Source organism: Bradyrhizobium sp. ISRA464 (genome assembly GCF_029910095.1).
GTDB lineage: Bacteria > Pseudomonadota > Alphaproteobacteria > Rhizobiales > Xanthobacteraceae > Bradyrhizobium.
Map to the genome: position 1 here is coordinate 2,143,197 of NZ_CP094526.1, position 26,374 is coordinate 2,169,570.

Consider the following 26,374-nt stretch of genomic DNA (forward strand, 5'->3'; position numbering starts at 1 on the left):
GCCTCGGCCATGATCCCCGTCACCTCCTTCGCAGGCAAGACGGTCGCGGTATTCGGCCTCGGCGGCTCCGGCCTAGCGAGCTGCCACGCGCTGAAGGCCGGTGGCGCGGACGTGATCGCCGCCGACGACAATGCCGATAATGTCGCGAAGGCAGCACAGGCCGGCCTCGTCACCGCCGATTTGCGCACCATGCCCTGGGCGAATTTCGCCGCGCTGATCCTCACGCCCGGCGCGCCGCTGACCCATCCGGCGCCGCACTGGAGCGTGCTGAAGGCGCGCGAGGCCGGCGTCGAGGTGATTGGCGACATCGAACTGTTCTGCCGCGAGCGGCGGCGTCATGCGCCGAATGCGCCGTTCGTCGCCATCACCGGCACCAACGGCAAGTCGACCACCACAGCGCTGATCGCGCATCTGACCAAGGTTGCCGGCTACGACACCCAGATGGGCGGCAATATCGGCACCGCGATCCTGTCGCTGGAGCCGCCGCGCATGGGGCGGGTGCACGTGATCGAGATGTCGTCCTACCAGATCGATCTCACACCTTCGCTCGATCCCTCCGTCGGCATCCTGCTCAATGTCAGCGAGGACCACATCGACCGTCACGGCACGCTGCAGCATTACGCCGCGGTGAAGGAGCGGCTGGTGGCCGGCGTGCAGCCGGGCGGTACGTCGATCGTCGGTGTCGACGACAGCTGGTCCCGCGACATCGCCGACCGGCTCGATCGCTCCGGCAAGCGCGTGGTCCGCATCTCCGTGCGGAACCCGCTGCCCGACGGCATCTATGTCGAGCACGAGACCATCGTGCGCGCATCGGGGGCGGCGCGCAGCGAGGTGGCGCGGCTCGGCGGCATCGGTTCGCTGCGCGGCCTGCACAATGCGCAGAATGCGGCGTGCGCCGCGGCCTGCGCGCTCGCGATGGGAATCTCCACCGACGTGCTGCAGAACGGGCTGCGCAGCTTTCCCGGCCTGGCGCACCGCATGGAGCAGGTCGGCCGCCGCGGCAACGTGCTGTTCGTCAATGATTCCAAGGGCACCAATGCGGATGCGGCGGCGCATGCGCTGTCGTCCTTCGCTGACATCTTCTGGATCGCCGGCGGCAAGCCGAAGGCCGGCGGCATCACCAGCCTGTCAGGCTATTTCCCGCGCATCCGCAAAGCCTATCTGATCGGCGAGGCCGCGCCGGAGTTTTCCGGCACGCTGGGCGAGCGCGTGCCGCACGAGATGTCCGATACGCTCGATGTCGCAGTCGCCAGCGCCGCGCGCGATGCCGAGGCCTCGGGGCTTGCTGAGGCCGTCGTGCTGCTGTCGCCGGCCTGCGCGTCGTTCGACCAGTACCGCAATTTCGAAATCCGCGGCGCCGCGTTCCGGGATCTCGTCAACGCGTTGCCGGGTGTGAAGCCAGTGGTGTGACCACATTTACCGCTGCGAGAGGGACCAAGTTGACCTTGCCTGATCCTTCCTCGCCGTTGACTTGGAGGCGTCAGGACGAGCCTTAAAGCACTTGCGGGAGACGGGCCGGGGGAGGTCGCCCCTTGGCACTGATTTGCCCGACGAGGCTGGGCAAGAACTCGGCATTTTTTGGAGTTGATGTACGATTCGGCGCATGGCGAATCGGACGTTCAAGGCCGGCGACAGCCGGGAGCAACCCAGTCTTCTTCCTCCCCGGATTGAGGACTATGTCGGACAGCAGAATCCGGTGCGGGCGATCGACAGTTTCGTTGGCGCGCTCGACCTTTCAAAGCTCGGCTTCCGCCATGCGGATCGTGCCGCGGACGAAGTGGGGCAGCCGCCCTACGATCCGGCCGATCTGCTGAAGCTCTACCTTTACGGCTACATCAACCAGATCAGGTCGTCGCGGCGGTTGGAGCGGGAGGCCTGCCGCAATCTGGAGCTGATCTGGCTGTTGAAGAACATGAAGCCGGGCTATCGGACGATCGCCAACTTCCGCAAGGAGAACTGGGCGGCGCTCAAGGCCGCGAACCGCAGTTTCGTGCTGCTCCTGCGCGACCTCGGCCTGATCGGTGGGACCTTCGTTGCGATCGACGGGGCGCTATTCCATGGTAACGCCAGCAAGGGCAGCATCTTCACGCAAGGGAAGCTGGCCAAACAGATCGCCGCGTTGGACAAGGAGATCGAGGCTTATGGCAAGGCCCTTGAAGCCAACGATGCCGAGGAAGCCAAGCGATGTGCCGGTCCGGGAGATGGCAGCAAGGGCAGCGGCGATGTCGGCGAGAAGGTGAAGGAGCTGATGGCCCGGCGCGAGCGCGCGCAAGCCGACCTCAAGAACCTGGAGACAAGCGACAAGGGGCAACTCTCGAAGACCGATCCCGACGCAAGGCTTCTGAGCAAGGGCGACCAGACCATTGCGGGTTACAACGTGCAGAGCGTCGTTGACGACAAGCACACGCTCATCGTTGCCAGCGAGGTCGTCAACCGCAACGACGCGGGCCATCTTCATGAGATGGCAAAGGCGGCAAAAGAGGCCCTCGACGTCGAGACTCTGCAGGTGGCGGCCGATGCCGGCTATTCCACCAGCGAGGACCTGAAGGCCTGCGAGGATGACGGCATTGTTGCCTATGTGCCGCTGCACGAGGGCAATGGCAAGCTCAAGGAAGGCCGCCTCAGCCGCAAGGACTTCAGTTACGATGCGAACGCCGATGCCTACCGTTGCCCGGCCGGCGAGCTGCTGCGCCCGACGGAAGGGCGCTGGACGAACACGAGCGGCCGCATCGAGATCCGCTACCTGGCGCGCAAGGCGGCCTGCGCAGCATGTCCCCTGAGCGCGCGGTGTCTTGCCCCGAAGGCGCCTTACCGGAGCATCGCGCGCTGGGAACACGAGGACGTTCTCGAACGTCACCGCATGAGGATGCAAAGCGCCGAGGCTGCCACATTGATGCGCCGCCGTTCCGCCATCGTCGAGCACCCTTTCGGAACACTCAAATGCCGCGCCGGCTATCAGCACTTTCTCGTGCGCGGCTTCGACAAGGTCCGCGGCGAATGGAGCCTGATGGCGCTTTGCTACAACTTCACCCGCGTGCTCAGCATTCTCGGCTTCGACCGCTTCGTCGCGTACCTTGCAGAAAAGACGCGCATTGCCGGCGCAAACCTCCTTGCGGCCACTCTGCGCGCCATTCGGCTTGCTTTGCGGCCCTTCCGCGCCAAAATCTCGCTGTCGCTCGTCGTCAGTGCTTTCCGAGCCGCCCCAGCCCCTTAGTTGCCATTCTTGCCCAGTCTCGACGAGGCTGGGCAAGAACTCGGCATTTTTTGGAGTTGATGTACGATTCGGCGCATGGCGAATCGGACGTTCAAGGCCGGCGACAGCCGGGAGCAACCCAGTCTTCTTCCTCCCCGGATTGAGGACTATGTCGGACAGCAGAATCCGGTGCGGGCGATCGACAGTTTCGTTGGCGCGCTCGACCTTTCAAAGCTCGGCTTCCGCCATGCGGATCGTGCCGCGGACGAAGTGGGGCAGCCGCCCTACGATCCGGCCGATCTGCTGAAGCTCTACCTTTACGGCTACATCAACCAGATCAGGTCGTCGCGGCGGTTGGAGCGGGAGGCCTGCCGCAATCTGGAGCTGATCTGGCTGTTGAAGAACATGAAGCCGGGCTATCGGACGATCGCCAACTTCCGCAAGGAGAACTGGGCGGCGCTCAAGGCCGCGAACCGCAGTTTCGTGCTGCTCCTGCGCGACCTCGGCCTGATCGGTGGGACCTTCGTTGCGATCGACGGGGCGCTATTCCATGGTAACGCCAGCAAGGGCAGCATCTTCACGCAAGGGAAGCTGGCCAAACAGATCGCCGCGTTGGACAAGGAGATCGAGGCTTATGGCAAGGCCCTTGAAGCCAACGATGCCGAGGAAGCCAAGCGATGTGCCGGTCCGGGAGATGGCAGCAAGGGCAGCGGCGATGTCGGCGAGAAGGTGAAGGAGCTGATGGCCCGGCGCGAGCGCGCGCAAGCCGACCTCAAGAACCTGGAGACAAGCGACAAGGGGCAACTCTCGAAGACCGATCCCGACGCAAGGCTTCTGAGCAAGGGCGACCAGACCATTGCGGGTTACAACGTGCAGAGCGTCGTTGACGACAAGCACACGCTCATCGTTGCCAGCGAGGTCGTCAACCGCAACGACGCGGGCCATCTTCATGAGATGGCAAAGGCGGCAAAAGAGGCCCTCGACGTCGAGACTCTGCAGGTGGCGGCCGATGCCGGCTATTCCACCAGCGAGGACCTGAAGGCCTGCGAGGATGACGGCATTGTTGCCTATGTGCCGCTGCACGAGGGCAATGGCAAGCTCAAGGAAGGCCGCCTCAGCCGCAAGGACTTCAGTTACGATGCGAACGCCGATGCCTACCGTTGCCCGGCCGGCGAGCTGCTGCGCCCGACGGAAGGGCGCTGGACGAACACGAGCGGCCGCATCGAGATCCGCTACCTGGCGCGCAAGGCGGCCTGCGCAGCATGTCCCCTGAGCGCGCGGTGTCTTGCCCCGAAGGCGCCTTACCGGAGCATCGCGCGCTGGGAACACGAGGACGTTCTCGAACGTCACCGCATGAGGATGCAAAGCGCCGAGGCTGCCACATTGATGCGCCGCCGTTCCGCCATCGTCGAGCACCCTTTCGGAACACTCAAATGCCGCGCCGGCTATCAGCACTTTCTCGTGCGCGGCTTCGACAAGGTCCGCGGCGAATGGAGCCTGATGGCGCTTTGCTACAACTTCACCCGCGTGCTCAGCATTCTCGGCTTCGACCGCTTCGTCGCGTACCTTGCAGAAAAGACGCGCATTGCCGGCGCAAACCTCCTTGCGGCCACTCTGCGCGCCATTCGGCTTGCTTTGCGGCCCTTCCGCGCCAAAATCTCGCTGTCGCTCGTCGTCAGTGCTTTCCGAGCCGCCCCAGCCCCTTAGTTGCCATTCTTGCCCAGTCTCGACGGCGCAAGGTCCCGCGCGAAAAATATTTCTGTTTTCCAGAAAAGCAACTCAGTGTATGAATGGCCCGTCTCGCCCGCCTGAGGGGCGCTTCGCGATCGTCACGAGTGTTGGGTCGAGATGCGGTGGACGCCGATTGCGCAACTGACGAGTGCGCATGAGGCGGACGGTGAAGTCGTGCAGGCCTGACGCCCTAGTGGCAGGTGTCTCATCGGCAGGAGGCCAAGTGCCTTGTCGATGACGGTGACAACAAAGCCCAGTCTCGCCGGGGAGAGCACGTATAAGCCGTAAACCACCGCGCAGGGAAAGCCGGGATCGTTCCGGTTTCACCTGTGGTCCTACCTCCCGAGCTTTCCATTTGCTCGGGACCCATGGGTGCGATCGGCACCCGGCTTTCCCTGCGCCCTCTGCTTGAAGAGGGCGACAACGAAGATGCAAACCTCGGACAGATCGTGTCGCGAGAACGTGGACTTCTGTGCGGGTGCCGGCGACCGTCATTGCGAGGAGCGAGGCGACGAAGCAATCCATCGCCCCGCATATGTTGAGACATGGATTGCTTCGCTTCGCTCGCAATGACGGCTGAGCGAGCCGCCTATCCGACCACGGCCGCTGTCAAGTTGCGTGGCCGGCCTCCATCAAAAGTGATCTATCCCGTTAACCCCTTGGAAACCATCCTGCGCCACGAATGGACGTTACCTCCGCCATTGGGGACACCCATGCTCGCCCGTGACCAACGCACCCCGTTCTCGGACTGGTGGTGGACCGTCGACAAGCTGCTGCTTGCGGCGATCGCTGCGTTGATGCTGGCCGGCGTGATCCTGTCGCTGGCGGCGAGCCCGCCCGTCGCGACGCGCATCGGGCTCGATCCCTTCCATTTCTTCAACCGCCACGTGCTGTTCCTGGTGCCGTCGCTGATCGTGCTGATCGGGGTGTCGTTCCTGACGCCGCGGCAGATCCGTCGCACTGCGCTGATCGTGTTCGCGATCTCGATCGCGCTGATCGTGGTGACCCTTCTGGTCGGGCCCGAGGTCAAGGGCTCGCGGCGCTGGATCACGCTGCTCGGCGTCAACATCCAGGCCTCCGAATGTGCCAAGCCGGCCTTCGTGATCGTCGCAGCCTGGCTGTTTGCGGAATCGACGAAGCGGCCGGAGATGCCGGCGACCTCGATGGCGCTGGTGCTGCTGCTGCTGCTGGTCACGCTGCTCGTAATGGAGCCCGACTTCGGTCAGACTATGCTGATCCTGACGGTATGGGGCGCGCTGTTCTTCATCGCGGGCATGCGGATGATCTGGGTGTTCGGGCTTGCCGGCGCGGCCGGTGCCGGTCTGTTCGGCGCCTATCTGCTGGTGCCGCACGTCGCCGGCCGCATCCAGCGCTTCATGAACCCGGCCTCCGGCGACACGTTTCAGGTCGACACCGCGATGGAAGCGTTCTGGAACGGCGGCTGGTTCGGCCTCGGGCCGGGCGAGGGCATCGCCAAGCGCAGCCTGCCGGACAGCCACACCGACTTCGTGTTCGCGGTCGCCGCCGAGGAATTCGGCATCATCCTCTGCCTGATGCTGGTTGCGCTGTTCGGCTTCGTCGTGATCCGCACGCTGACCCGCGCCTATGCCACCGAGGACATGTTCTCGCGCTTTGCGGCGTCGGGGCTTGCGATCATGTTCGGCGTGCAGGCGGCGATCAACATGGCGGTCAATTTGCAATTGATCCCGGCCAAGGGCATGACGCTACCGTTCATCTCCTACGGCGGTTCCTCGTTCGTGTCGCTTGCTTATGGCGTCGGCATGATGCTGGCATTGACGCGGCAGCGGCCGCGCACCGAAATCGAATCGATGGAAGGCGCCAGTTCGCTGCGCGCCTACGCTTAGGTGACTGCGAGGATAGCCTCGGCTATCTGGAAGCCATGGACAATGCGCCCCTGATTCTGCTGGCGGCCGGCGGCACCGGCGGCCATCTGTTCCCGGCCGAAGCGCTCGCCGTGGAACTGCTGCGGCGTGGCCTGCGCGTCCGGCTGGCGACCGACGGCCGCGCGCTGCGCTACAGCGGCCTGTTCGCCCGGGACAGCATCGACCTGGTGCCGAGCGCGACGGTGCGTGGCCGCAATCCGCTCTCGCTGGCGCGGACCGCGCTCACGCTCGGCTATGGCACGCTGGTCGCGACCAATGTGGTGCGGCGGCTGAAACCCGCCGCGGTCGTCGGCTTCGGCGGCTATCCCACCTTGCCGCCGCTGATGGCTGCGCGCCTGCTCGGCGTGCCCGGCATCATCCATGACGCCAACGCGGTGCTCGGCCGCGCCAACCGCTTCCTGTCCAGCCGCGTCAACGCGATCGCGACATCGCTGCCCGGCGTGCTCGATCGCGATCCCGCGCTCGCCGGCAAGGCGACCACCGTCGGCACGCCGATGCGTCCGGCGATCCTTGCCGCCGCGGCGGTGAACTATGCCTCGCCCGAGGCGAGCGGGCCGCTGCGCCTGCTCGTCGTCGGCGGCAGCCAGGGCGCGCGGGTGATGAGCGATATCGTGCCATCAGCGATCGAGAAGCTCGACCCCGCGCTGTGGCGCCGGCTGATCGTCACCCAGCAGGTGCGCGAAGAGGACATGGTGCGGGTGCGCGCCGTCTACGACCGGCTCAAGATCAATGCCGAGCTCGCACCGTTCTTCTCCGACCTGCCGGCACGGCTGGCCTCGAGCCAATTGGTGATCTCGCGCGCCGGCGCCGGCACCGTCGCCGAGCTTGCCGCGATCGGCCGGCCCGCGATCCTGGTGCCGCTGCCGGGCGCGATCGACCAGGACCAGTTTGCCAATGCCGGCGTGCTGGCGCAGGCCGGCGGCGCGATCCGCATCGCACAGCCCGACTTCACGCCCGAGCGGCTGGCCGCCGAGATCTCGGCCTTCGCCGCTGATACCGCCAAGCTGACCGCGATGGCGCAAGCCGCGCGCGGCGCCGGCCGGCTCGACGCCGCGGAACGGCTCGCCGATCTGGTGACGAATGTGGCCGGGATTTAGGCGGCCCGCGATGATTTTTCGACTCTTCGACGTCGTAGCCGGTCTTGTCCCGGCCATCCGCGTCTTTCATAAGGGCATCGACGCCTGGGCAAGCCCGGGCCTGATGGAGCAACCGCGAGACCTGCCATGAGACTGCCGCGCGAGATCGGACCCATTCACTTCGTCGGGATCGGCGGCATCGGCATGAGCGGCATTGCCGAGGTGCTGCTCAATCTCGGCTATACCGTGCAGGGCTCGGACGCCTCGGACAATTACAACCTCGATAGGCTGCGCAAGAAGGGCGCGAAGGTCTCGGTCGGCCACACGGCCGAGAATGTGGACGGCGCCGATGTGGTCGTAGTCTCGACCGCGATCAAGCGCGACAATCCGGAGCTGATGGCGGCGCGCGCGCTGCACATTCCCGTGGTGCGCCGCGCCGAGATGCTGGCGGAATTGATGCGGCTGAAGAGCTGCGTCGCAATCGCCGGCACCCATGGCAAGACGACGACGACCACGATGGTGGCGACATTGCTCGACGCCGGCGGGCTCGATCCGACCGTGGTCAATGGCGGTATCATCAATGCCTATGGCTCGAATGCGCGGTTAGGGGCCGGCGAATGGATGGTCGTCGAGGCCGACGAGAGCGACGGCACCTTCCTGAAGCTGCCGTCCGACGTCGTCATCGTCACCAATATCGACCCCGAGCATCTCGACCACTTCAAGACCTTTGAGGCGATCCAGGACGCGTTCCGCAACTTCGTCGAGAACGTGCCGTTCTACGGCTTTGCCGTGATGTGCACCGATCATCCCGTGGTGCAGAGTCTCGTCGGCAAGATCGAGGATCGCCGCATCATCACCTATGGCCACAACCCGCAGGCCGATGCGCGGCTGATGGATCTCACGCCGATGGGCGGCGGCTCCAAATTCACAGTCGCGATCCGCGATCGCAACGCAGGCGCGACGCACGAGATTGCCGACATCGTCTTGCCGATGCCGGGGCGTCACAACGCCTCGAATGCCACGGCCGCGATCGCAGTCGCGCATCAGCTCGGCGTGTCCGACGACGTTATCCGCAAGGCCATGGCGGGTTTCGGCGGCGTGAAACGGCGCTTTACCAAGACCGGCGAATGGAACGGCGTCACCGTGATCGACGATTACGGCCATCACCCGGTCGAGATTGCGGCGGTGCTCAAGGCGGCGCGCGAGTCCTACCAGGGCAAGATCATTGCGGTGGTGCAGCCGCATCGCTTCACCCGCCTGCAGTCGCTGTTCGAGGAGTTCTGTACCTGCTTCAACGACGCCGATACGGTCGTGGTCGCGGAGGTCTATCCGGCGGGCGAGGCGCCGATCCCCGGCATCGACCGCGACCATTTCGCCGCCGGCCTGCGTGCCCACGGCCATCGCAACGTGATCCCGCTCCCTGACGCCGGTGAGCTCGCGAAGATCGTCCACGGTCTCGCCAAGTCCGGCGACCTTGTCGTCTGCCTCGGTGCCGGCAACATCACGCAATGGGCCTACGCGCTGCCCGATGAATTGAAGGCGCTGGGGTGATGGGAGTCACTTCTACAACCACGTCATGGCCGGGCTTGTCCCGGCCATCCACGTCTTTATTGCACTATCGTGTCGAAGAGATCGTCCCAATTCGGGTTCGCTGCAACGATCGTCCGAACCTTCGATGCGCGCGGCCAATGCTTGATGTTGTGTTGACGGATTGAGAGGGCGTGCATGACCTTCCCCGACATCACGCCCGACCTGAAAGCCGCGATGCCGGAGCTGCGCGGGCGGCTGCTCGCCAACCAGTCGCTCGCCGAGCTGACCTGGTTTCGCGTCGGTGGTCCGGCGCAGGTGCTGTTCACGCCGGCGGACGAGGATGACCTCGCCCACTTTCTCGCGAACCTGCCGAAGGAGCTGCCGGTCCATGTCATCGGTGTCGGCTCCAACTTGATCGTGCGCGACGGCGGCATGCCGGGCGTGGTGATCCGCCTCGCGCCGCGCGCCTTCGGCGAGACCAGCGCGACGGGCGACATCGTCACCGCCGGCGCCGCGGCGCTCGACAAGCGCGTCGCGGAGACGGCGGCTGCCGCAGGTATCGGCGGCATGGAATTCTTCTTCGGCATTCCCGGCACCATCGGCGGTGCGCTGCGCATGAATGCCGGCGCCAATGGCGGCGAGACCAAGGACGTGCTGGTGGAGGCGGCCGGCATCGGCCGCGATGGCACCAGGCACGTCTTCGGCAATGCCGACATGAAGTTCGTCTATCGCAACAGCGGGGTCGATCCTTCCGTGATCTTCACTTCGGCGCGCTTCCGCGGGACGATGACGGATGCAGACGCGATCCGTGCGCGCATGAACGAGGTGCAGGCCCACCGCGAGACCGCGCAGCCGATCCGCGAAAAGACCGGCGGCTCGACCTTCAAGAATCCACCTGGCAACAGCGCCTGGAAGCTGATCGATGCCGCCGGCTGCCGTGGTCTCAAGGTCGGCGGCGCGCAGGTCTCGGAGATGCACTGCAATTTCCTGATCAACACCGGCAACGCCACCGGGCACGACATCGAGACCCTGGGCGAGACGGTGCGCGAGCGCGTGAAGCAGACCAGCGGAATCGAGCTACATTGGGAAATCAAGCGGATCGGAATCGGAAAGAGCTGATGCGGGCGACCATTCTCTTCGGCGGCACCAACAAGGAACGCTTGGTCTCGGTGGCGAGCGCACAGGCGTTGCACCGCGCGCTGCCCGACGCCGATCTGTGGTTCTGGGATGTCGACGACACCGTGCACGCCGTCACCTCCGAAAAGCTGCTCAATCACACGCGGCCGTTCGAGGTCGATTTCAAGCCGGATGGTCGCGGCATCAGCCTCGCGCAGGCGCTCGACAAGGCTGCAGCGGACGCGCGCGTGCTGGTGCTCGGCCTGCATGGGGGGCGCGCCGAGAACGGCGAGTTGCAGGCGATGTGCGAGATGCGCGGCATCGCCTTCACCGGCTCCGGTTCGGCCTCGTCGCATCTTGCCTTCGACAAGGTGTCGGCCAAGCGCTTTGCCGCGATCGCGGGCGTGAATGCGCCGCAGGGCATTGCCCTCGAACATATCGATGAAGCCTTCGCCGAGCATGGCAAGCTGATCGCAAAGCCCGTGAAGGACGGATCGAGCTACGGACTGATCTTCGTCAACGCGCAACAGGATCTCGTCACCGTCCGCAATGCCGCGAAGACCGAGGACTATCTGATCGAGCCGTTCGTCTCGGGCGTGGAGGCGACCTGCGGCGTGCTCGAACGATCCGATGGCGCGGTGTTCGCGCTGCCGCCGATCGAGATCGTGCCGGCGGAGGGCGGCTTCGACTACACAGCCAAATACCTCCTGAAGTCGACCCAGGAGATCTGCCCCGGCCGCTTCGCGCCCGAGGTCAGCGCCGCGATCATGGATCACGCGCTCAAGGCGCATCGCGCGCTATCCTGCTCCGGCTATTCGCGCAGCGATTTCATCGTGTCGGCCGGGGGGCCGGTCTACCTCGAGACCAACACGCTCCCCGGGCTCACCGCGGCATCGCTGTACCCGAAAGCCCTGAAGGCGCAGGGTATCGGCTTTGCCGACTTCCTGCACGATCAGATCGAGCTCGCCCGGGGCCGCGTCCGGAAGTAGGTGGGGGGAAGGGAACCTGGCCCGCGGAGGCGGACTGGAACCGCCCTGTTGCTAAAATGCTAACGAGTTCGCGGCAAAGTACTCACAGCGTTGATCAAAACACGCATCAGGCGGGCCGCATTTACCGTTTGTTTACCAGGAAGCCCGAAGGTTAACGCTGGCGGCGCATGTAGCGCTTGGCTGCCGGGGCGTGAGCTGTCGCGGAATACCGCTTCGAGGAACGCAACCAGGGAACAGGGGGTCACTCTATCCCACCGGTACCGCCGAGACGTCACCTGTGCCGGGACCCGCAAGGTTTGCGGGCACAACATGTGACGAGCTCGTGCAATGGATGGTGCAGGACGCCTCGCTCGATCGGTGCGATCGCTGGGGCCTCAAGCTGACCTGAGGGCAGCCGCTATTGGAGCGGCGGTGCTGCTGTGCGAGCATGCCGGCGCCTATCTCGCCCGCCGCAAGCGCAAGCGTCCCGCCAGGGAGCCGGTGATCGATCGCGAGCCGCCGAACCGTTTCATCCAGACCATCGAGCGCTACCTGCCGCGCCGTCTCGGCCTTGCCGCCACGCTCGCGATCCTGTTCGGCAGCGCCGGTTTCGGCATCGTCAAAGGCGGCCATGTCGACGAGTTCGTCGCTGTCATGGACGACACCCGCAACGCGCTCGCCAATGCCGCGGGCTTCCGCATCACCACGGTCGGTATCAACGGCCGCAAGCAGCTGACCCAGGACGAGGTCCTCGCGATCGGCGGCATCAACGGCCGCTCCTCGCTGCTGTTCCTCGACGCCGAAACCGTGCGCGACCGGCTCAAGGCCAATCCCTGGATTGCCGACGCCACCATCCTCAAGCTTTATCCGGGCCGGCTGCAGATCGACATCGTCGAGCGCTCGGCCTTCGCCTTGTGGCAGGAGAACGGCAGGCTCGCCGTCATTGCCTCTGATGGCGCGGTGCTCGAGCCCTACGTCACGCGCCGCTTCCTCAAATTGCCGCTGGTAGTGGGCAAGGGCGCCGAAACCCACGCCCACGACTTCCTCGCGCTGCTCGACCGTTATCCGCAGGTGCGTTCGGTGACGAAGGCTGCGATCTATGTCGGCGAGCGGCGCTGGAACCTGCGCCTCAAGGACGGCCTCGATATCCGCCTGCCCGAGAACGACGTCGGCAACGCGCTGGCCGCGCTCTCCAAACTCGACAAGGACGAGAAGCTGTTCTCGCGCGACATCGTCGCGGTCGACATGCGCCTGCCGGATCGCCTGGTCGTGCAATTGTCCGACGACGCCGCCAAGGCGCGCGAAGAGCTGTTCAAGGACAAGAAGTCCAAGAAGAAAGCCGGTGACTCCGCATGACCGGCCTCGACCGCAACCTGACCCCGAAGACCCGTCCGATGCAGAAGCGCACGGCGCTGGTGGCGTCGCTCGACGTCGGCTCCAGCAAGATCGCCTGCATGATCGCGCGGCTGAAGCCTTCGCCGCCGAGCGAGGCGCTGCGCGGCCGCAGCCACGCGGTGGAATTGATCGGCTACAGCCAGATCCAGTCGCGCGGCGTCAAGGCCGGCGCCGTGGTCGATCTGGCCGAATGCGAGAAGTCGGTGCGCCATGCCGTGGCGCTGGCCGAGCGCATGGCCAAGGTCCGGGTCGAATCCGTCCTGCTGTCGGTGTCCGGCGGCCGGCTGCATGGTCAACTCGTTGAAGCCGCTGCCGATATCCGCGGCGGCTCGGTCACCTCGGACGATGTCAGCCGCGTCACCTCGGCCGGCATGCGCCACGCCACCGCCGCCGGCCGCACCGTTCTGCATGCGCTGCCGGTCGGCTACGCGCTCGACGGCGTCAAGGGCATCCGCGATCCGCGCGGCATGGTGGCGCGGCAGTTCGGCGTCGACATGAATGTTGTCACGTCGGACGCGACGGTCGCCAAGAATCTGATGCTCGTGGTCGAACGGTGTCATCTCAATGTCGAAGCCATGGCGGCGAGCCCCTATGTCGCGGGGCTCTCGGTCCTGACGGACGACGAGTTCGATCTCGGCGCAGCCGTCGTCGAGATGGGCGCGGGGTCGACGACGATCGCGACCTATTCCGGCGGACGCTTCGTGCACGCATCCGGATTTGCGCTCGGTGGGCAACACATCACGATGGATCTTGCGCGCGGCATCGGAGCGTGCATTGCGGATGCCGAGCGAATCAAGACTTTATACGGCACGGTGCTGACCGGCGGCTCGGATTCGCGTGAGCTGATGTCCGTTCCGACTGCAGGCGATGATCGGGAGACTCCGCAAATCGTGTCCCGCGCCACGATCGCGAACATAGTCCGGCATCGCGCCGAGGAGATTTTTGAGATGGTCCGTGACCGGCTCGCGGATTCCCCCTTTGCGGCTGAGCCGCGGGCGGGCGTCGTGTTGAGCGGCGGCGCGTCCCAACTCACCGGCACCGTCGAGCTTGCCACCCGCATCCTGAACCGGCAGGTCCGCATCGGCCGCCCGCTCGGCTTCGGCCGGCTGCCGAGCGAGGCGAAGGGCGCCTCGTTCTCGGTGCCGTCGGGCCTGCTGGTCTATCCGCAATACGCTCATCTTGAACATGTCGAACCGCGGCGCACGCGGCAGCTCAAGACAGGGACTGACGGCTACGGCTACTTCGGAAAGGTCGGACGATGGCTTCGCGAGGGCTTCTGATGACCGCATCCCGGCTTAAGGCATTTACACCAACTCCCGCGGCCGCCGGCCGGGGCGAACCCACGCGCGCGTAATTGAGAGAGGCAACCATGGCACTCAATCTGACCCCCCCTGACATCAGCGAGCTGAAACCGCGGATCACTGTCTTCGGCGTCGGTGGCGCGGGCGGTAACGCCGTCAACAACATGATCACCGCCGGGTTGCAGGGCGTCGACTTCGTCGTCGCCAACACCGACGCGCAGGCGCTGACCATGTCGAAGGCGCAGCGCATCATCCAGATGGGCACCCAGGTCACCCAGGGCCTCGGCGCCGGTTCGCAGCCCGATGTCGGTGCCGCCGCCGCGCAGGAGGTCATCGACGAGCTGCGCGATCATCTCACCGGCGCCAACATGGTGTTCGTCACCGCCGGCATGGGCGGCGGCACCGGCACCGGCGCCGCACCGGTGATCGCCAAGGCCGCGCGCGAGATGGGCATCCTCACGGTCGGCGTGGTGACCAAGCCGTTCCACTTCGAAGGCCAGCGCCGCATGCGCACCGCCGAGTCCGGCATTGCCGAGCTGCACAAGGTGGTCGACACGCTCCTGATCATCCCGAACCAGAACCTGTTCCGGGTCGCCAACGAGAAGACCACCTTCGCCGACGCCTTCGCGATGGCCGACCAGGTGCTCTATTCGGGCGTTGCCTGCATCACCGACCTGATGGTCAAGGAAGGTTTAATCAACCTCGACTTCGCCGACGTCCGCGCCGTCATGCGCGAGATGGGTAAGGCGATGATGGGCACCGGCGAGGCCACCGGTGAGAAGCGCGCGCTGACCGCCGCCGAAGCCGCGATCGCCAACCCGCTGATCGATGACAGCTCGATGAAGGGCGCCCGCGGCCTTCTGATCTCGATCACCGGCGGCAAGGACCTCACCCTGTTCGAGGTCGACGAAGCCGCCACCCGCATCCGCGAGGAGGTCGATCCCGATGCCAACATCATCGTCGGCGCCACCTTTGACGAGTCGCTCGACGGCGTCATCCGCGTCTCGGTGGTTGCGACCGGCATCGAGCAGGCCGCGATCGCCCGCGCCCAGGCTCCCGCTGCGCAGCAGTCCAACGGCTCGCCGGAGAGCCGGCTGGCCGACCTGACCGCGCGCCTGCGCGCCGACAATCAGCGGCTCGCCGAGCGTGCGCAGAAGCTCGATCCGCCGACCGGCGTGACCGTTGCGCCGATTGCTGCGCCGCAGCCTGCCGCGGCCCAGCCGCGTCAGGGCGGCAATGTCGAGCGCGCCGCGCTCGCGGCGATCGCCGCCGCGGTTGCCCCGGACAACGCGCCGATGCAGCCGGCGTCCTACGGTGACGTCACGGTGCGCCCGATCGCCCAGAAGCCGTCGCTGTTCCCGGATCACGACGTCGCCAAGGTCGAGCAGCACGAGCCGATGCCACCCGAGACCTTCATCCCGCAGGCCGCCGAGCGTTCCCCGGTCCGTGCCCCGCGGATGCCGAAGTTCGAGGATCTTCCGATGCCCGCGCAGGCCGAGATCCGCCAGGCCAACGGCGGCGGTGAGGAGGAACATCCGCAGAAGACCCGGCTGTCGCTGCTGCAGCGCCTGGCCAATGTCGGCCTCGGCCGTCGCGACGAAGAAACCGAGCCGCCGATCGCGGCCCGTTCCTCCGGTCCGGCGATGCCCTCGATGCCGCCGCTGCCCGAGCGCCGGCCGGCCCGCAGCGTTGCGCAGCAGATCGCCTCGAACGAATCACCGGTATCTGAATATGCGAAGCGGCCCGCGCCGCAGGGGCTGGACGCTCATGGACGGCCGGCACCTGTTGCGCCGGCGCCACAGGGCGACGACCATCTTGATATCCCGGCCTTCCTGCGCCGGCAGGCAAACTGAAGGTTGTTACAATCTTGGCGACCAGAGAGGCCCCGGCGGGAACCGCCGGGGCCTTCGTGTTTAAGCGGATATCGGGTCGCAATCCGGTGACCAAGCAACTGAAATTAAATGATTAATTATCCTTTCGGTGGTCAGATGGCCTATCCCGGAGGGCTCTTGTCGCTGCCGCAATTTGGTTAACCTTGGGCGTGAATGCGGCGGAGATGGGGTAACAATCGGTAAAGAAGCGTGAGTTGGCGCGGTTTGGGGCTGTGACTATGGTCTGCCGTGACTTGGGGAGCTCAAGCGAGTCGGCCTTGGGGAAAGTGGGCCACTTGATTTGAGTGAAAGTCGGGTAGTGGGCATTATCGAATGAAATTCAGTCGCCAAACGACGCTTCGGTCGCAAGCCACCGTGACGGGCGTCGGCGTTCACTCCGGTCAAGCTGTTAATCTGACTTTGGGTCCTGCGCCCGTCGATGCGGGTTTCATTTTCGTCCGCACCGGACTTGAAGGTGCCGACCGCGAAATTCTGGCCAATGCCGATGCCGTGATCGCGACCGAATTTGCGACGGTGCTCGGTGACCGCGAAGGGCCGCTGGTTTCCACCGCCGAGCATGTGCTTGCCGCGCTGCGCGGCATGGGGGTCGACAACGCCGTTATCGAGATCGACGGTCCCGAAGTACCGATCATGGACGGCAGCGCCGCGGCTTTCGTCGCAGCGATCGATCAGGCCGGCATCGTCGCCCAGCCCGCCGTGCGCCGCTTCATCCAGGTGTTGAAGCCGGTGCAGGTCAAGATCGGCGAATCGGTCGGCGAGCTACGTCCGTTTGCCGGCGGGTTCCGTGCCGAGGTCGAGATCGATTTCGCCAACTCGGTGATCGGCCGCCAGAGCCTCTCCTTCGATCTTTCGCCGGAAGGCTTCCGCCGCGACGTGTCGCGCGCCAGGACCTTCGGCTGCGTGGCTGACACGGCCCGGCTCTGGAGCGCAGGCTTCGCGCTTGGCGCATCCTTCGAGAATACGGTGGTGTTCGACGAAACCCGCCTGCTCAACCCCGAGGGGCTGCGCTACGGCGACGAATGCGTCCGTCACAAGGTTTTGGACGTCATCGGTGATCTCGCGCTGGCCGGCCTGCCGCTGCTCGGCATCTATCGTTCGAAGCGCGGCGGTCACAAGCTCAACCACGCGGTGCTCACGGCGCTTCTCGCCGACCGCAGCGGCTGGCGGGTGGTCGAAGCGGAGACCGCGCGGCGGCCGTCCCGCAGCCACGTCGAGGCCGGTGCCGGCACGGTGGGTGGCTTGATCGCCCCGGCCTACGGCCCGGACGTGTCCTGATCGCCGCGGCCGGCGTCCTTCGTCCCCAATTTCCGTAGTGTCCACAGTGGGTCGCGGGCGTGTCCAGTCGCCTTATTCCGGGCGGAATGGCTGCGTATCCGGTTGGTCGAGGGGCCAGTTTTTGGCTAAACAATGCCTGCGGCTGCACGACACGGCGCCAATGGTCGAGGGTATATTGCGTCCATGATCGCGGTCCATGGATGAAGTGGGCTTCGCCGTTAACCGCAATCAAAGGCGTCAGGTTCTATATTTCATGTCGGCAAAGCGTATGACGCTCGAACCCAATTCATCTGACGTCTCCGGCCTGAAGCGGGCCGCCCGCGCGCTGCGTTTCGCGGCGGGCCTGGTCGTGCTGGCGTTGCCGCTCGCCGGCTGCGGCACGGGCGCGCTGTGGGACAAGTTCATGGCCAAGGACGACACGTTCGTCGATGAGCCCGCGGACAAGCTCTACAATGAGGGCTTGTACATGATGAACGAGAAGAAGGATCTGAAGGCCGCCTCGAAGAAGTTCGAGGAAGTCGACCGGCAGCATCCCTACTCGGAGTGGGCGCGCAAGTCGCTCCTGATGTCGGCCTACTCCTACTATCAGGCCGGCGACTACGACAGCTGCATCGGTTCTGCGACCCGCTACGTCACGCTGCACCCGGGCAGCCCGGACGCGGCCTACGCCCAGTACCTGATCGCCGCATCGCATTATGATCAGATCCCGGACATCTCCCGCGACCAGGGCCGCACCGAGAAGGCGATCGCGGCGCTGGAAGAGGTGGTGCGCAAGTATCCGACCTCGGAATACGCCACCTCGGCCAAGACTAAACTTCAGGCTGCGCGCGACCAGCTCGCCGGCAAGGAAATGGCGGTCGGCCGCTACTACATGGAGAAGCGCGACTTCACCGCCGCGATCAACCGCTTCAAGACGGTGGTGACGCAGTACCAGACCACCCGCCATGTCGAAGAGGCGCTCTACCGGCTCACCGAGGCCTATATGGCGATCGGCATCGCGGGCGAAGCGCAGACCGCCGCCGCCGTGCTCGGCCACAATTTTCCGGACAGCCGCTGGTACAAGGACGCCTACAATCTAGTAAAGTCCGGCGGTCTCGAGCCGAGCGAGAATCAGGGGTCCTGGATCAGCCGGACCTTCAAGAAGATAGGCCTCGGCTAGGAATTGTCCTCGCATGCTGGCGCGTCTGTCGATCCGTGACATCGTCCTGATCGAACGGCTCGATATCGAATTCTCCCGTGGCCTCGCGGTGCTGACCGGCGAAACCGGCGCGGGTAAATCCATCCTGCTCGATGCTTTTGCGCTGGCGCTTGGCGGCCGCGGCGACGCCACCCTCGTGCGCCACGGCGCGGAGCAGGGACAGGTCACCGCCATGTTCGATGTCCCGAAGGGGCATCCGGCGGCCAGGATCCTGGCCGAGAACGGCCTCGACGACACCGGCGAGATGATCCTGCGCCGTGTGCAGCTCGCCGACGGCCGAACCCGCGCCTTCATCAACGACCAGGCGATCAGCGTGCAGACCCTGAAGGCGGTCGGCGCCGTTCTGGTCGAGATCCACGGCCAGCATGACGAGCGCGCGCTGGTCGACGCCTCCACCCATCGCCAGCTGCTCGATGCCTTCGCCGGGCTCGAGAAGGAGGTCACGGGGCTGGAAGCGTTGTGGGATGCCCGGCGCACCGCCAATACGGCGCTCGAGGAACATCGCGCCGGCATGGAGCGCGCCGCGCGCGAGGCGGATTATCTGCGCCACGCCTCCCAGGAGCTGAAGACGCTGGCGCCGAAGGAGGGCGAGGAGACCGAGCTCGCCAACCGCCGCACCACCATGATGCAGGGCGAGAAGATTGCGACCGACCTGCGCGAGGCGCAGGAGGCGATCGGCGGCGCGCATTCGCCCGTGCCGGCCCTGTCGGCCGCGGTGCGGCGGCTGGAGCGGCGTGCCGCCAATGCGCCCGACCTCATCGAGCCCGCGGTGAAGGCGATTGATGTTGCGATCAACGCGCTGGAGGAGGCCGACCAGCATCTCAATGCCGCGCTGGCCGCGACCGATTTCGATCCGGCCGAGCTCGAGCGCATCGAGGAGCGGTTGTTCGCGCTGCGCGCGGCCTCGCGCAAATATTCGACGCCGGTCGATTTGCTGGCCGCGCTGGCCACGCAATACGCCAACGACGTCGCGCTGATCGATGCCGGCGCCGACCAGCTCAAGAAGCTGGAGGCGGCCGCCGGCGAAGCCGACAAGCGCTACGCCGCGGCTGCGGCAAAACTGTCGGCTTCGCGCACCAAGGCGGCCGAGAAGCTCAACAAGGCCGTCAATGCCGAGCTCGCGCCGCTCAAGCTCGAGCGCGCAAAATTCATGACGCAGGTCGGGACCAATGCCGCCTCGCCGGGCCCGCAAGGCATCGACCGCGTCGAGTTCTGGGTCCAGACCAATCCGGGGACCAAGCCGGGACCGATGATGAAGGTCGCCTCCGGCGGCGAGCTGTCGCGCTTCCTGCTCGCGCTCAAGGTCGTGCTCGCCGATCGCGGTTCGGCGCCGACGCTGGTGTTCGACGAAATCGACACCGGGGTCGGCGGCGCGGTGGCGGACGCGATCGGCTCGCGGCTGTCGCGCCTTGCCGGCAAGGTGCAGGTGATGGCGGTGACCCACGCGCCGCAGGTCGCGGCCCGCGCCAGCCAGCATCTTCTGATCTCCAAGGATGCGCTCGACAAGGGCAAGCGCGTCGCCACCCGCGTCAACGCGCTCGCCGCCGACCACCGCCGCGAGGAGATCGCGCGCATGCTGGCCGGCGCCGAGATCACGGCCGAGGCCCGCGCGGCCGCGGAACGCCTGCTCCGGGCGGCGACGGCTTAAACCTCGCCGTCGTTCCGGGGCGATGCGAAGCATCGAACTCAGGTGCGCACATGCGCACCTGAGTATCACGAGATTCCCGGTTCATCGCTGCGCGATGCCCCGGAATGACGACCTTGGATGCAGATCGACTCGTACAAGTCATTCCATTGTGGATTCGTCGCTTCGATCAGTTGTGTCTTCCAGCTCCACCTGCGTTTCCCGAGCTCCTTCTCGCGTGATATCGCGGAGATCGGGTCGTCGCAGATTTCGAACCAAACGAGCCGTGTGATATTGTATCTGGATGTGAAGCCGGGGACCGCCTTGGTTCGGTGTTGGTAGATACTACGTTATGGCGAAAGCAAAGAAGACCGCTCCTCCCGACGTCGAGAAGCTCACCAAGGCCCAGGCCAGAGTCGAGCTGACGCGGCTGGCGCTCGAGCTCGAGGGCCATGACAAGCGCTATTACCAGGAGGATGCGCCCAGCATCACCGACGCCGAGTACGATGCGCTGCGGCAGCGCTACAACGCGATCGAAAAGCGCTTTCCCGAATTCGTCACCGCGGAGTCGCCCTCGCAGAAGGTTGGCGCGGCGCCGTCCGGGCGCTTCAGGAAGGTCCGCCATTCGCTGCCGATGCTGTCGCTCGACAATGCGTTTGCGGAAGCTGACGTGGTCGACTTCGTCGGGCGCATCGCGCGCTTCCTGAAGCTGCCGGACGACAAGATCGATTTCTCGGCCGAGCCGAAGATCGACGGTCTGTCGATGTCGCTGCGCTACGAGGGCGGCGAGCTCGTCACCGCCGCGACGCGCGGCGACGGCGCGGAGGGTGAGGATGTCACTGCCAATATCCGCACTCTCGAGGACGTGCCGCAGCAGCTCAAGGGCCGCAACGTGCCCGACATCTGCGAGGTGCGCGGCGAGGTCTACATGACCAAGAAGGCGTTCCTGGCGCTCAACGAGCGGCAGAAGGCCGCCGGCGACACCATCTTCGCCAATCCGCGCAACTCGGCGGCCGGCTCGCTGCGGCAGAAGGATCCTGGCATCACCGCCTCGCGCCCGCTCGGCTTCTTCGCCTATGCCTGGGGCCAGATGAGCGCGATGCCGGAGGATACCCAGACCGGCATGATCCACTGGTTCGAGCGCTGCGGCTTCAAGACCAATCCGCTGGCCAAGCTGTGTCACTCGGTCGAGCAGCTGATCGCGTTCCATCGCAAGATCGAGGAACAGCGCGCCGAGCTCGACTACGATATCGACGGCGTCGTCTACAAGGTCGACCGCATCGACTGGCAGGAGCGGCTCGGCTTCGTGTCGCGCACGCCGCGCTGGGCGATCGCGCACAAGTTCCCGGCCGAGCGTGCCATGACGGTGCTGCGCGACATCGAGATCCAGGTCGGCCGCACCGGCTCGTTCACTCCGGTCGGCAAGCTCGAGCCGGTCGGCGTCGGCGGCGTGATCGTGCAGAACGTCACGCTGCACAACGAGGACTACATCAAGGGCATCGGCAACAAGGGCGAGGTGCTGCGCGAGGGTCGCGACATCAGGATCGGCGACACCGTCGTGGTCCAGCGCGCCGGCGACGTGATCCCGCAGGTCGTCGATGTCGTGATCGACAAGCGGCCGAAGAATGCCAGGGAATTCCACTTCCCGAAGGAGTGTCCATGCCCGCTGCACACCGATGTGGTGCGCGAGGAGACGGCGACCGGCGAGGAAGGCTCGCGCGCCCGCTGCACCGGCGAGTTCGCCTGTCCCTATCAGAAGATCGAGCATCTCAAGCTGTTCGTCTCCCGCCGCGCCTTCGACATCGACGGCCTCGGCGAGAAGCAGCTGCAAAACTTCTTTGACAAGGGCTGGGTGAAGGAGCCCGCGGACATCTTCACGCTGCCCAAGCGCAATGCGAAGCTGAAGCTGGAGCAGATCGAGGGCTACGGCGAAACCTCGGTACGCAATTTGTTCGCCGCGATCGACAGCCGCCGCAGGATCGGGCTGGAGCGCTTCATCTACGCGCTCGGCATGCGCCATGTCGGCGAGACCACGGCGCTGGCGCTGGCCCGCGGCTACGGCTCGTGGGACGCGTTTCACGAGGCCTGCCTCAAGGTCGCCAAGGGCGACGAGGAGACCATTGCCGAGATGGATGCGCTCGATCAGATCGGCGATACCGTGATCAAGAGCATCGCGGACTATTTCGGCGAGAGCCACAATCGCGGCATCGTCGAACGGCTGACCGGGGAGCTGGACGAGATCGTCGACGCCGAGAAGCCGAAGAGCAATTCGGCGGTGGCCGGCAAGACGGTGGTGTTCACCGGCTCGCTCGAGAAGATGACGCGTGACGAGGCCAAGGCGACGGCCGAGCGGTTAGGGGCCAAGGCGGCCGGCTCGGTGTCGAAGAAGACCGATTATGTCGTCGCGGGACCCGGCGCCGGCTCGAAGCTCGCCGAAGCGCAGAAGCACGGCGTCAAGGTGCTCACCGAAGACGAGTGGCTGAAGCTGATCGGGGAGTGAGGCGCGGCGTCGCCGCATTCTCTGTTGTCGTCACCCGCGCATGCGGGTGACCCAGTATTCCAGAGACAGTGATTGGTTAGCGGATAGGTCGCGGCGTACCGGATTCCCCGCATGCGCGGGGGGATGACGAGGTGAGGGCGTGGCGTGAGCACGCCACTTACATCATTCCGCTTCCTTCCTCTTCCGCCTGCTCGATCCGCCGTTCGCTGACCACGACATTCCGCCGCGGCACGATGAAGATCATGGTGCATGTGCAGGCGAGCGAGATCGCGAAGATCGCCGATGTCAGCGGCAGTGTGGTGGTGGTGTGGCCGCCGAGATAGGCGCCGAATTGCGAAATCAGCGAGCCGATTCCCTGCTGCAGGAAGCCCATGGCGCCGGAGGCGGTGCCAGCGGCCTCGGGGCGGATGCTGATCGCGCCGGCGGCGGAATTGGCCATCACGAAGGCATTGGCGACCATCACGATCATCTGGGTGCCGAACAGCCAGAGCGGCGCCTGGTTCACCCCGGTCAAGCTCCAGATCAGGTTCAGCAGGCTGCCGCCGACCTGCAGCACGAGGCCGAACCAGATCAGCTTCTCCAGCGAATGGCGCGGCGCGAAGCGCACGCACAACAGGTTGCCGACGAGGTAGGCGAAGCCTGTTGTCGCGAACCACGCGCCATATTCGGCACTGGTGCGGCCCATCTGCATCACCACGATATAGGGGCCGCCGCCGGCGAAGGCGAAGATGATCTGCGAGGCAAGCACCTGGCACAGCATGTAGCCGACGAAGGCGCGACTGCGCATCAGCTTGCCGAGATCGCCGCGAAAGCTGGAGCTCTCGGCGCGATCGCGACGGGTTTCCGGCAAGGCCAGCGCGATGAAGATCGTGATCGTGAGCGATGCTGCCGTGATCAAATAAAGGATCGCGCGCCAGCCGAACGCGGTTTCCAGGAGGCCGCCAGTCAGCGGGCTCACCATCTGCGCGATCATCAGCGCGGCGACCACGAGGCTGATCATCGCGCCGACACGCTCGCGCGGATAGAGATCGCGGATGATGGCGCGGCTGATCACCATGCCGCTGGCGCCGCCGAGCGCCTGGAAGAAACGCGCGGCGATCAGTTGCGGCAGGTTTTCGGCGAACACCGAGCCGATGCCCGCTGCCACCATCAGGCCGAGGCCGGCAAGCAGCACCGGCCGCCGGCCGAACTTGTCGGACAGCGGTCCCATGATGAGCTGCGAGAGGGCGATGCCGACCATGTAGAGCGACACCGTCATCTGCGCGATCGAGATGTCGCGGCTGAACGTCGTCGCCAGCACCGGCAGCGCCGGAACCAGCATGTAGAGCGAGATCGGCGCCACGCCCGTCATGACGACGAGCATCAGCAGCATGACCTTCGATGTCGCGATGTTGTCCGTGGCCGCGCCGGGCGGCTTGCCCATCACGCCGTGCATTCAGGTCCGATCCAGCATTGTGAATCGACTGTAGCGTTCTCGTGCGCGCGGAATACGTGTGTTTCGGCATACGCCCATGCCGATTCCGGGAGGCGCGTCGGTGGCGTTTCGCCCCGTGGCAACAAACATCGTTGTCGTCCCCTGCGAATGCGGGGGAACCAGTATTCCAGAGACATCAGTATGAGAAGGAGAGGCCGCGGCGTCCTGGATCCCCCGCATGCGCGGGGGATGACACCGGTGTGTGTCGATACTTGGACGTGCGTCTACCTCAGTGCCGCCGTCGCCTCATCGAGCCACAGTTTCGTGGCGTTGTCGTCGAGATGCGGGCGCACCACGCGATTGACGCGGGCATGGTAGTCGTTGAGCCACGTCAGTTCGTCCTCGCTCAGCATGCTCACCTCGATCAGGCGGCGGTCGATCGGCGCCAGCGTCAGCGTCTCGAACGCGTTGACCGGCTTCTCCGCGCCCTTGATGTCGGTGCCGATCACGAGCTCGAGGTTCTCGATCCGGATGCCGTAGGCGTCGGTCTTGTAGTAGCCGGGCTCGTTGGACAGGATCATGCCGCGCTTCAGCGGCGTGGTGCCGAGCTTGGAGATCCGCGCCGGCCCTTCGTGCACGCTGAGATAGCTGCCGACGCCGTGGCCGGTGCCGTGCTCGAAATCGACGCCGGCCTGCCACAGATATTGCCGCGCCAGGGTGTCGAGCTGCGCACCGGTGGTGCCGTCGGGAAAGATCGCGCGGGCGATCGCGATATGACCGCGCAGCACGCGGGTGAAACGGTCGCGCATCTCGCCGGTCGGCTGGCCGATCGCAATGGTGCGGGTGACGTCGGTGGTGCCGTCCTCATACTGTGCCCCGGAATCGATCAGCAGCAGGTCGCCGGGCTCGATCCGGCGGTTGCTCTTGCGCGTGACGCGGTAATGCACGATGGCGCCGTTCGGCCCGGTGCCGGCGATGGTCGGGAACGAGACGTCCTTCAGTGCCGCAGTCTGGCGGCGGAACGTCTCCAGCGCCTCGACGGTGTCGATCTCGGTCAGCCCGCCCGAGGGGGCCTCGCGGTCGATCCAGGCGAGGAAGCGCGTCAATGCAACGGCGTCGCGCTGATGCGCGGTGCGCGTGCCCTCGATCTCGGTCATGTTCTTGACCGCCTTCAAAGCGCTGACCGGGTCGTTGCCGCGCACCGGCTTGCCGCCGGCACCCGCGATCAGCCGGCTCAAGGCGTCGGCGGCGGTCGCGCTATCGAGCGCGATCGAGGCGCCGCGTTTGGCGAGCTCGGTGAGCTTCGCCGTCAGCGCCGCCGGCTCCTCGACGTCGGCGGATTGCTCGAGATGGTCGCGCGTCAAGTTGGACAGCTTGCGGTGATCGATGAACACCAGCGGCCGGCCCTCCTTCGGCACCAGCGCGTAGGACAGCGGCAGCGGCGTGTGCGAGACGTCGGCGCCGCGGATGTTGAAGGTCCAGGCCACGGCGTGGCTGTCGGAGAGCACCAGCGCATCGACGCCGAGCTTGTCGATCTCGATCCGGATGCGCTTGAGCTTCTCCGCCTCGATCTCGCCCGAGAATTGCGGACCGTGGATCGAAACCGGACCGAGCGGCGGCGCCGGCCGTTCGTGCCAGATCGAATCGACGGGATTGCTGTCGACCGCGACCAGTTCCGCGCCGGCCTTGGCACAGGCGGCCGCCAGCCGTTCGGCTGCTGCCGATGTGTGCAGCCACGGGTCGAATCCGAGGCGGTCGCCGGCGGCGAGATGCCGGGTCACCCAGTGCTCCGGCGGCGGATCAACCAGCGGCTCGATGTCCCAGGCCTTGCGGTCGACCTGCTTGCCGGCCTGCAGGGTGTAGCGGCCGTCGACGAACAAAGCGGCCTGCCTGGCCAGCACGACCGCGAGCCCCGCCGATCCGGTGAAGCCGGTCAGCCAGGCCAGCCGCTCCTCGGACGGGGCGACATATTCGTTCTGCTGCTGGTCGGCGCGGGGGATCACGAAGCCCGTCAGCTTGCGCCGCGCCAGCTCCTCGCGGAAGGCGCCCAGCCGGGCGGTCAGCGCCACGCCGCTTTCGGGTTCTTCGAACGTCTGGAAATGAGCCTCGAACATCGCCTTCGCACTCTCTTTGGATCGAGCATGGTACGTTGGGAAAACCGCTTTCCGCGCCTGCCGGTCATGCTCTAAGTTCACCTGGACCGCTCCGCAACGCGGCCAGGCATGTCCACAATTTGGCATAACTTATGCTTGAATCG

17 protein-coding genes are annotated in these 26,374 nt (G+C 65.7%); 15 read left to right on the forward strand and 2 right to left on the reverse strand.

Annotated features, from left to right (window positions below; translation table 11 throughout):
• Window positions 1-9: 9 nt before the first annotated feature.
• The 15 genes from murD to ligA all read left to right on the forward strand — a co-directional run bounded on the left by murD (window position 10) and on the right by ligA (window position 22,703).
• The gene (gene murD / locus MTX19_RS10065) at window positions 10-1,410 is read left to right on the forward strand and encodes a UDP-N-acetylmuramoyl-L-alanine--D-glutamate ligase (protein WP_280983459.1); all 1,401 of its coding nucleotides are present in this window, start codon (window positions 10-12) and stop codon (window positions 1,408-1,410) included.
• Between the two features lie 193 nt (window positions 1,411-1,603).
• Complete coding sequence (locus MTX19_RS10070) at window positions 1,604-3,214, forward strand: IS1182 family transposase (RefSeq protein WP_280978673.1); 1,611 nt, start codon at window positions 1,604-1,606, stop codon at window positions 3,212-3,214.
• A gap of 75 nt (window positions 3,215-3,289) precedes the next feature.
• Window positions 3,290-4,900: an IS1182 family transposase gene (locus MTX19_RS10075; protein ID WP_280978673.1), complete on the forward strand. Its 1,611-nt coding sequence runs from the start codon at window positions 3,290-3,292 to the stop codon at window positions 4,898-4,900.
• A 737-nt stretch (window positions 4,901-5,637) separates the two neighbouring features.
• Complete coding sequence (gene ftsW / locus MTX19_RS10080) at window positions 5,638-6,789, forward strand: putative lipid II flippase FtsW (protein WP_280983460.1); 1,152 nt, start codon at window positions 5,638-5,640, stop codon at window positions 6,787-6,789.
• 35 nt (window positions 6,790-6,824) lie between these two features.
• Window positions 6,825-7,925 (forward strand): undecaprenyldiphospho-muramoylpentapeptide beta-N-acetylglucosaminyltransferase, encoded by a 1,101-nt coding sequence (gene murG, locus MTX19_RS10085; RefSeq protein WP_280983461.1) that lies wholly within the window; start codon window positions 6,825-6,827, stop codon window positions 7,923-7,925.
• A 126-nt stretch (window positions 7,926-8,051) separates the two neighbouring features.
• Window positions 8,052-9,455 (forward strand): UDP-N-acetylmuramate--L-alanine ligase, encoded by a 1,404-nt coding sequence (murC, locus tag MTX19_RS10090; protein ID WP_280983462.1) that lies wholly within the window; start codon window positions 8,052-8,054, stop codon window positions 9,453-9,455.
• A 174-nt stretch (window positions 9,456-9,629) separates the two neighbouring features.
• Window positions 9,630-10,553, forward strand: a complete 924-nt coding sequence (murB, locus tag MTX19_RS10100; protein ID WP_280983463.1) for a UDP-N-acetylmuramate dehydrogenase — start codon at window positions 9,630-9,632, stop codon at window positions 10,551-10,553.
• Window positions 10,553-11,539 carry a D-alanine--D-alanine ligase gene (locus MTX19_RS10105; RefSeq protein ID WP_280983464.1) on the forward strand — a complete coding sequence of 329 codons (987 nt, stop codon included), beginning with the start codon at window positions 10,553-10,555 and terminating at the stop codon, window positions 11,537-11,539. The genes murB and MTX19_RS10105 overlap by 1 nt, the downstream gene beginning before the upstream one ends.
• A gap of 327 nt (window positions 11,540-11,866) precedes the next feature.
• Window positions 11,867-12,874 (forward strand): cell division protein FtsQ/DivIB, encoded by a 1,008-nt coding sequence (locus MTX19_RS10110; protein WP_280983465.1) that lies wholly within the window; start codon window positions 11,867-11,869, stop codon window positions 12,872-12,874.
• Window positions 12,871-14,193, forward strand: coding sequence for a cell division protein FtsA (ftsA, locus tag MTX19_RS10115; protein WP_280976325.1), 1,323 nt, complete (start codon window positions 12,871-12,873; stop codon window positions 14,191-14,193). Before MTX19_RS10110 ends, ftsA begins: the two co-directional genes overlap by 4 nt.
• Before the next feature lie 89 nt (window positions 14,194-14,282).
• The gene (ftsZ, locus tag MTX19_RS10120; protein ID WP_280985948.1) at window positions 14,283-16,067 is read left to right on the forward strand and encodes a cell division protein FtsZ; all 1,785 of its coding nucleotides are present in this window, start codon (window positions 14,283-14,285) and stop codon (window positions 16,065-16,067) included.
• A 351-nt stretch (window positions 16,068-16,418) separates the two neighbouring features.
• Window positions 16,419-17,381 carry a UDP-3-O-acyl-N-acetylglucosamine deacetylase gene (lpxC, locus tag MTX19_RS10125; RefSeq protein ID WP_280983467.1) on the forward strand — a complete coding sequence of 321 codons (963 nt, stop codon included), beginning with the start codon at window positions 16,419-16,421 and terminating at the stop codon, window positions 17,379-17,381.
• A 253-nt stretch (window positions 17,382-17,634) separates the two neighbouring features.
• Window positions 17,635-18,540, forward strand: coding sequence for an outer membrane protein assembly factor BamD (locus tag MTX19_RS10130; RefSeq protein ID WP_280983468.1), 906 nt, complete (start codon window positions 17,635-17,637; stop codon window positions 18,538-18,540).
• A 13-nt stretch (window positions 18,541-18,553) separates the two neighbouring features.
• Window positions 18,554-20,227 (forward strand): DNA repair protein RecN, encoded by a 1,674-nt coding sequence (recN, locus tag MTX19_RS10135; RefSeq protein WP_280983469.1) that lies wholly within the window; start codon window positions 18,554-18,556, stop codon window positions 20,225-20,227.
• Window positions 20,228-20,555: 328 nt separating this feature from the next.
• Window positions 20,556-22,703: an NAD-dependent DNA ligase LigA gene (ligA, locus tag MTX19_RS10145; RefSeq protein WP_280985949.1), complete on the forward strand. Its 2,148-nt coding sequence runs from the start codon at window positions 20,556-20,558 to the stop codon at window positions 22,701-22,703.
• 157 nt (window positions 22,704-22,860) lie between these two features.
• Here ligA and MTX19_RS10150 read toward each other — a convergent pair whose 3' ends face one another.
• On the reverse strand, window positions 22,861-24,138 hold the full coding sequence (locus MTX19_RS10150; RefSeq protein WP_280985950.1) for a multidrug effflux MFS transporter: 1,278 nt from the start codon (window positions 24,136-24,138) through the stop codon (window positions 22,861-22,863).
• Between the two features lie 263 nt (window positions 24,139-24,401).
• Window positions 24,402-26,231: an aminopeptidase P family protein gene (locus MTX19_RS10155; RefSeq protein WP_280983471.1), complete on the reverse strand. Its 1,830-nt coding sequence runs from the start codon at window positions 26,229-26,231 to the stop codon at window positions 24,402-24,404.
• Window positions 26,232-26,374 lie beyond the last annotated feature (143 nt).

What these genes read in the sequence shown, in the direction of transcription:
- murB (WP_280983463.1), top strand. Translation starts at nt 9,630, where the DNA reads ATGACCTTCCCCGACATCACGCCCGACCTGAAAGCCGCGATGCCGGAG.
- MTX19_RS10110 (WP_280983465.1), top strand. Translation starts at nt 11,867, where the DNA reads ATGGATGGTGCAGGACGCCTCGCTCGATCGGTGCGATCGCTGGGGCCT.
- ftsA (WP_280976325.1), top strand. Translation starts at nt 12,871, where the DNA reads ATGACCGGCCTCGACCGCAACCTGACCCCGAAGACCCGTCCGATGCAG.
- murC (WP_280983462.1), top strand. Translation starts at nt 8,052, where the DNA reads ATGAGACTGCCGCGCGAGATCGGACCCATTCACTTCGTCGGGATCGGC.
- murG (WP_280983461.1), top strand. Translation starts at nt 6,825, where the DNA reads ATGGACAATGCGCCCCTGATTCTGCTGGCGGCCGGCGGCACCGGCGGC.
- MTX19_RS10150 (WP_280985950.1), bottom strand. Translation starts at nt 24,138, where the DNA reads ATGCACGGCGTGATGGGCAAGCCGCCCGGCGCGGCCACGGACAACATC.
- MTX19_RS10075 (WP_280978673.1), top strand. Translation starts at nt 3,290, where the DNA reads ATGGCGAATCGGACGTTCAAGGCCGGCGACAGCCGGGAGCAACCCAGT.
- MTX19_RS10070 (WP_280978673.1), top strand. Translation starts at nt 1,604, where the DNA reads ATGGCGAATCGGACGTTCAAGGCCGGCGACAGCCGGGAGCAACCCAGT.
- MTX19_RS10130 (WP_280983468.1), top strand. Translation starts at nt 17,635, where the DNA reads ATGTCGGCAAAGCGTATGACGCTCGAACCCAATTCATCTGACGTCTCC.
- murD (WP_280983459.1), top strand. Translation starts at nt 10, where the DNA reads ATGATCCCCGTCACCTCCTTCGCAGGCAAGACGGTCGCGGTATTCGGC.
- ftsW (WP_280983460.1), top strand. Translation starts at nt 5,638, where the DNA reads ATGCTCGCCCGTGACCAACGCACCCCGTTCTCGGACTGGTGGTGGACC.
- lpxC (WP_280983467.1), top strand. Translation starts at nt 16,419, where the DNA reads ATGAAATTCAGTCGCCAAACGACGCTTCGGTCGCAAGCCACCGTGACG.
- MTX19_RS10105 (WP_280983464.1), top strand. Translation starts at nt 10,553, where the DNA reads ATGCGGGCGACCATTCTCTTCGGCGGCACCAACAAGGAACGCTTGGTC.
- MTX19_RS10155 (WP_280983471.1), bottom strand. Translation starts at nt 26,231, where the DNA reads ATGTTCGAGGCTCATTTCCAGACGTTCGAAGAACCCGAAAGCGGCGTG.
- ftsZ (WP_280985948.1), top strand. Translation starts at nt 14,283, where the DNA reads ATGGCACTCAATCTGACCCCCCCTGACATCAGCGAGCTGAAACCGCGG.
- recN (WP_280983469.1), top strand. Translation starts at nt 18,554, where the DNA reads ATGCTGGCGCGTCTGTCGATCCGTGACATCGTCCTGATCGAACGGCTC.
- ligA (WP_280985949.1), top strand. Translation starts at nt 20,556, where the DNA reads ATGGCGAAAGCAAAGAAGACCGCTCCTCCCGACGTCGAGAAGCTCACC.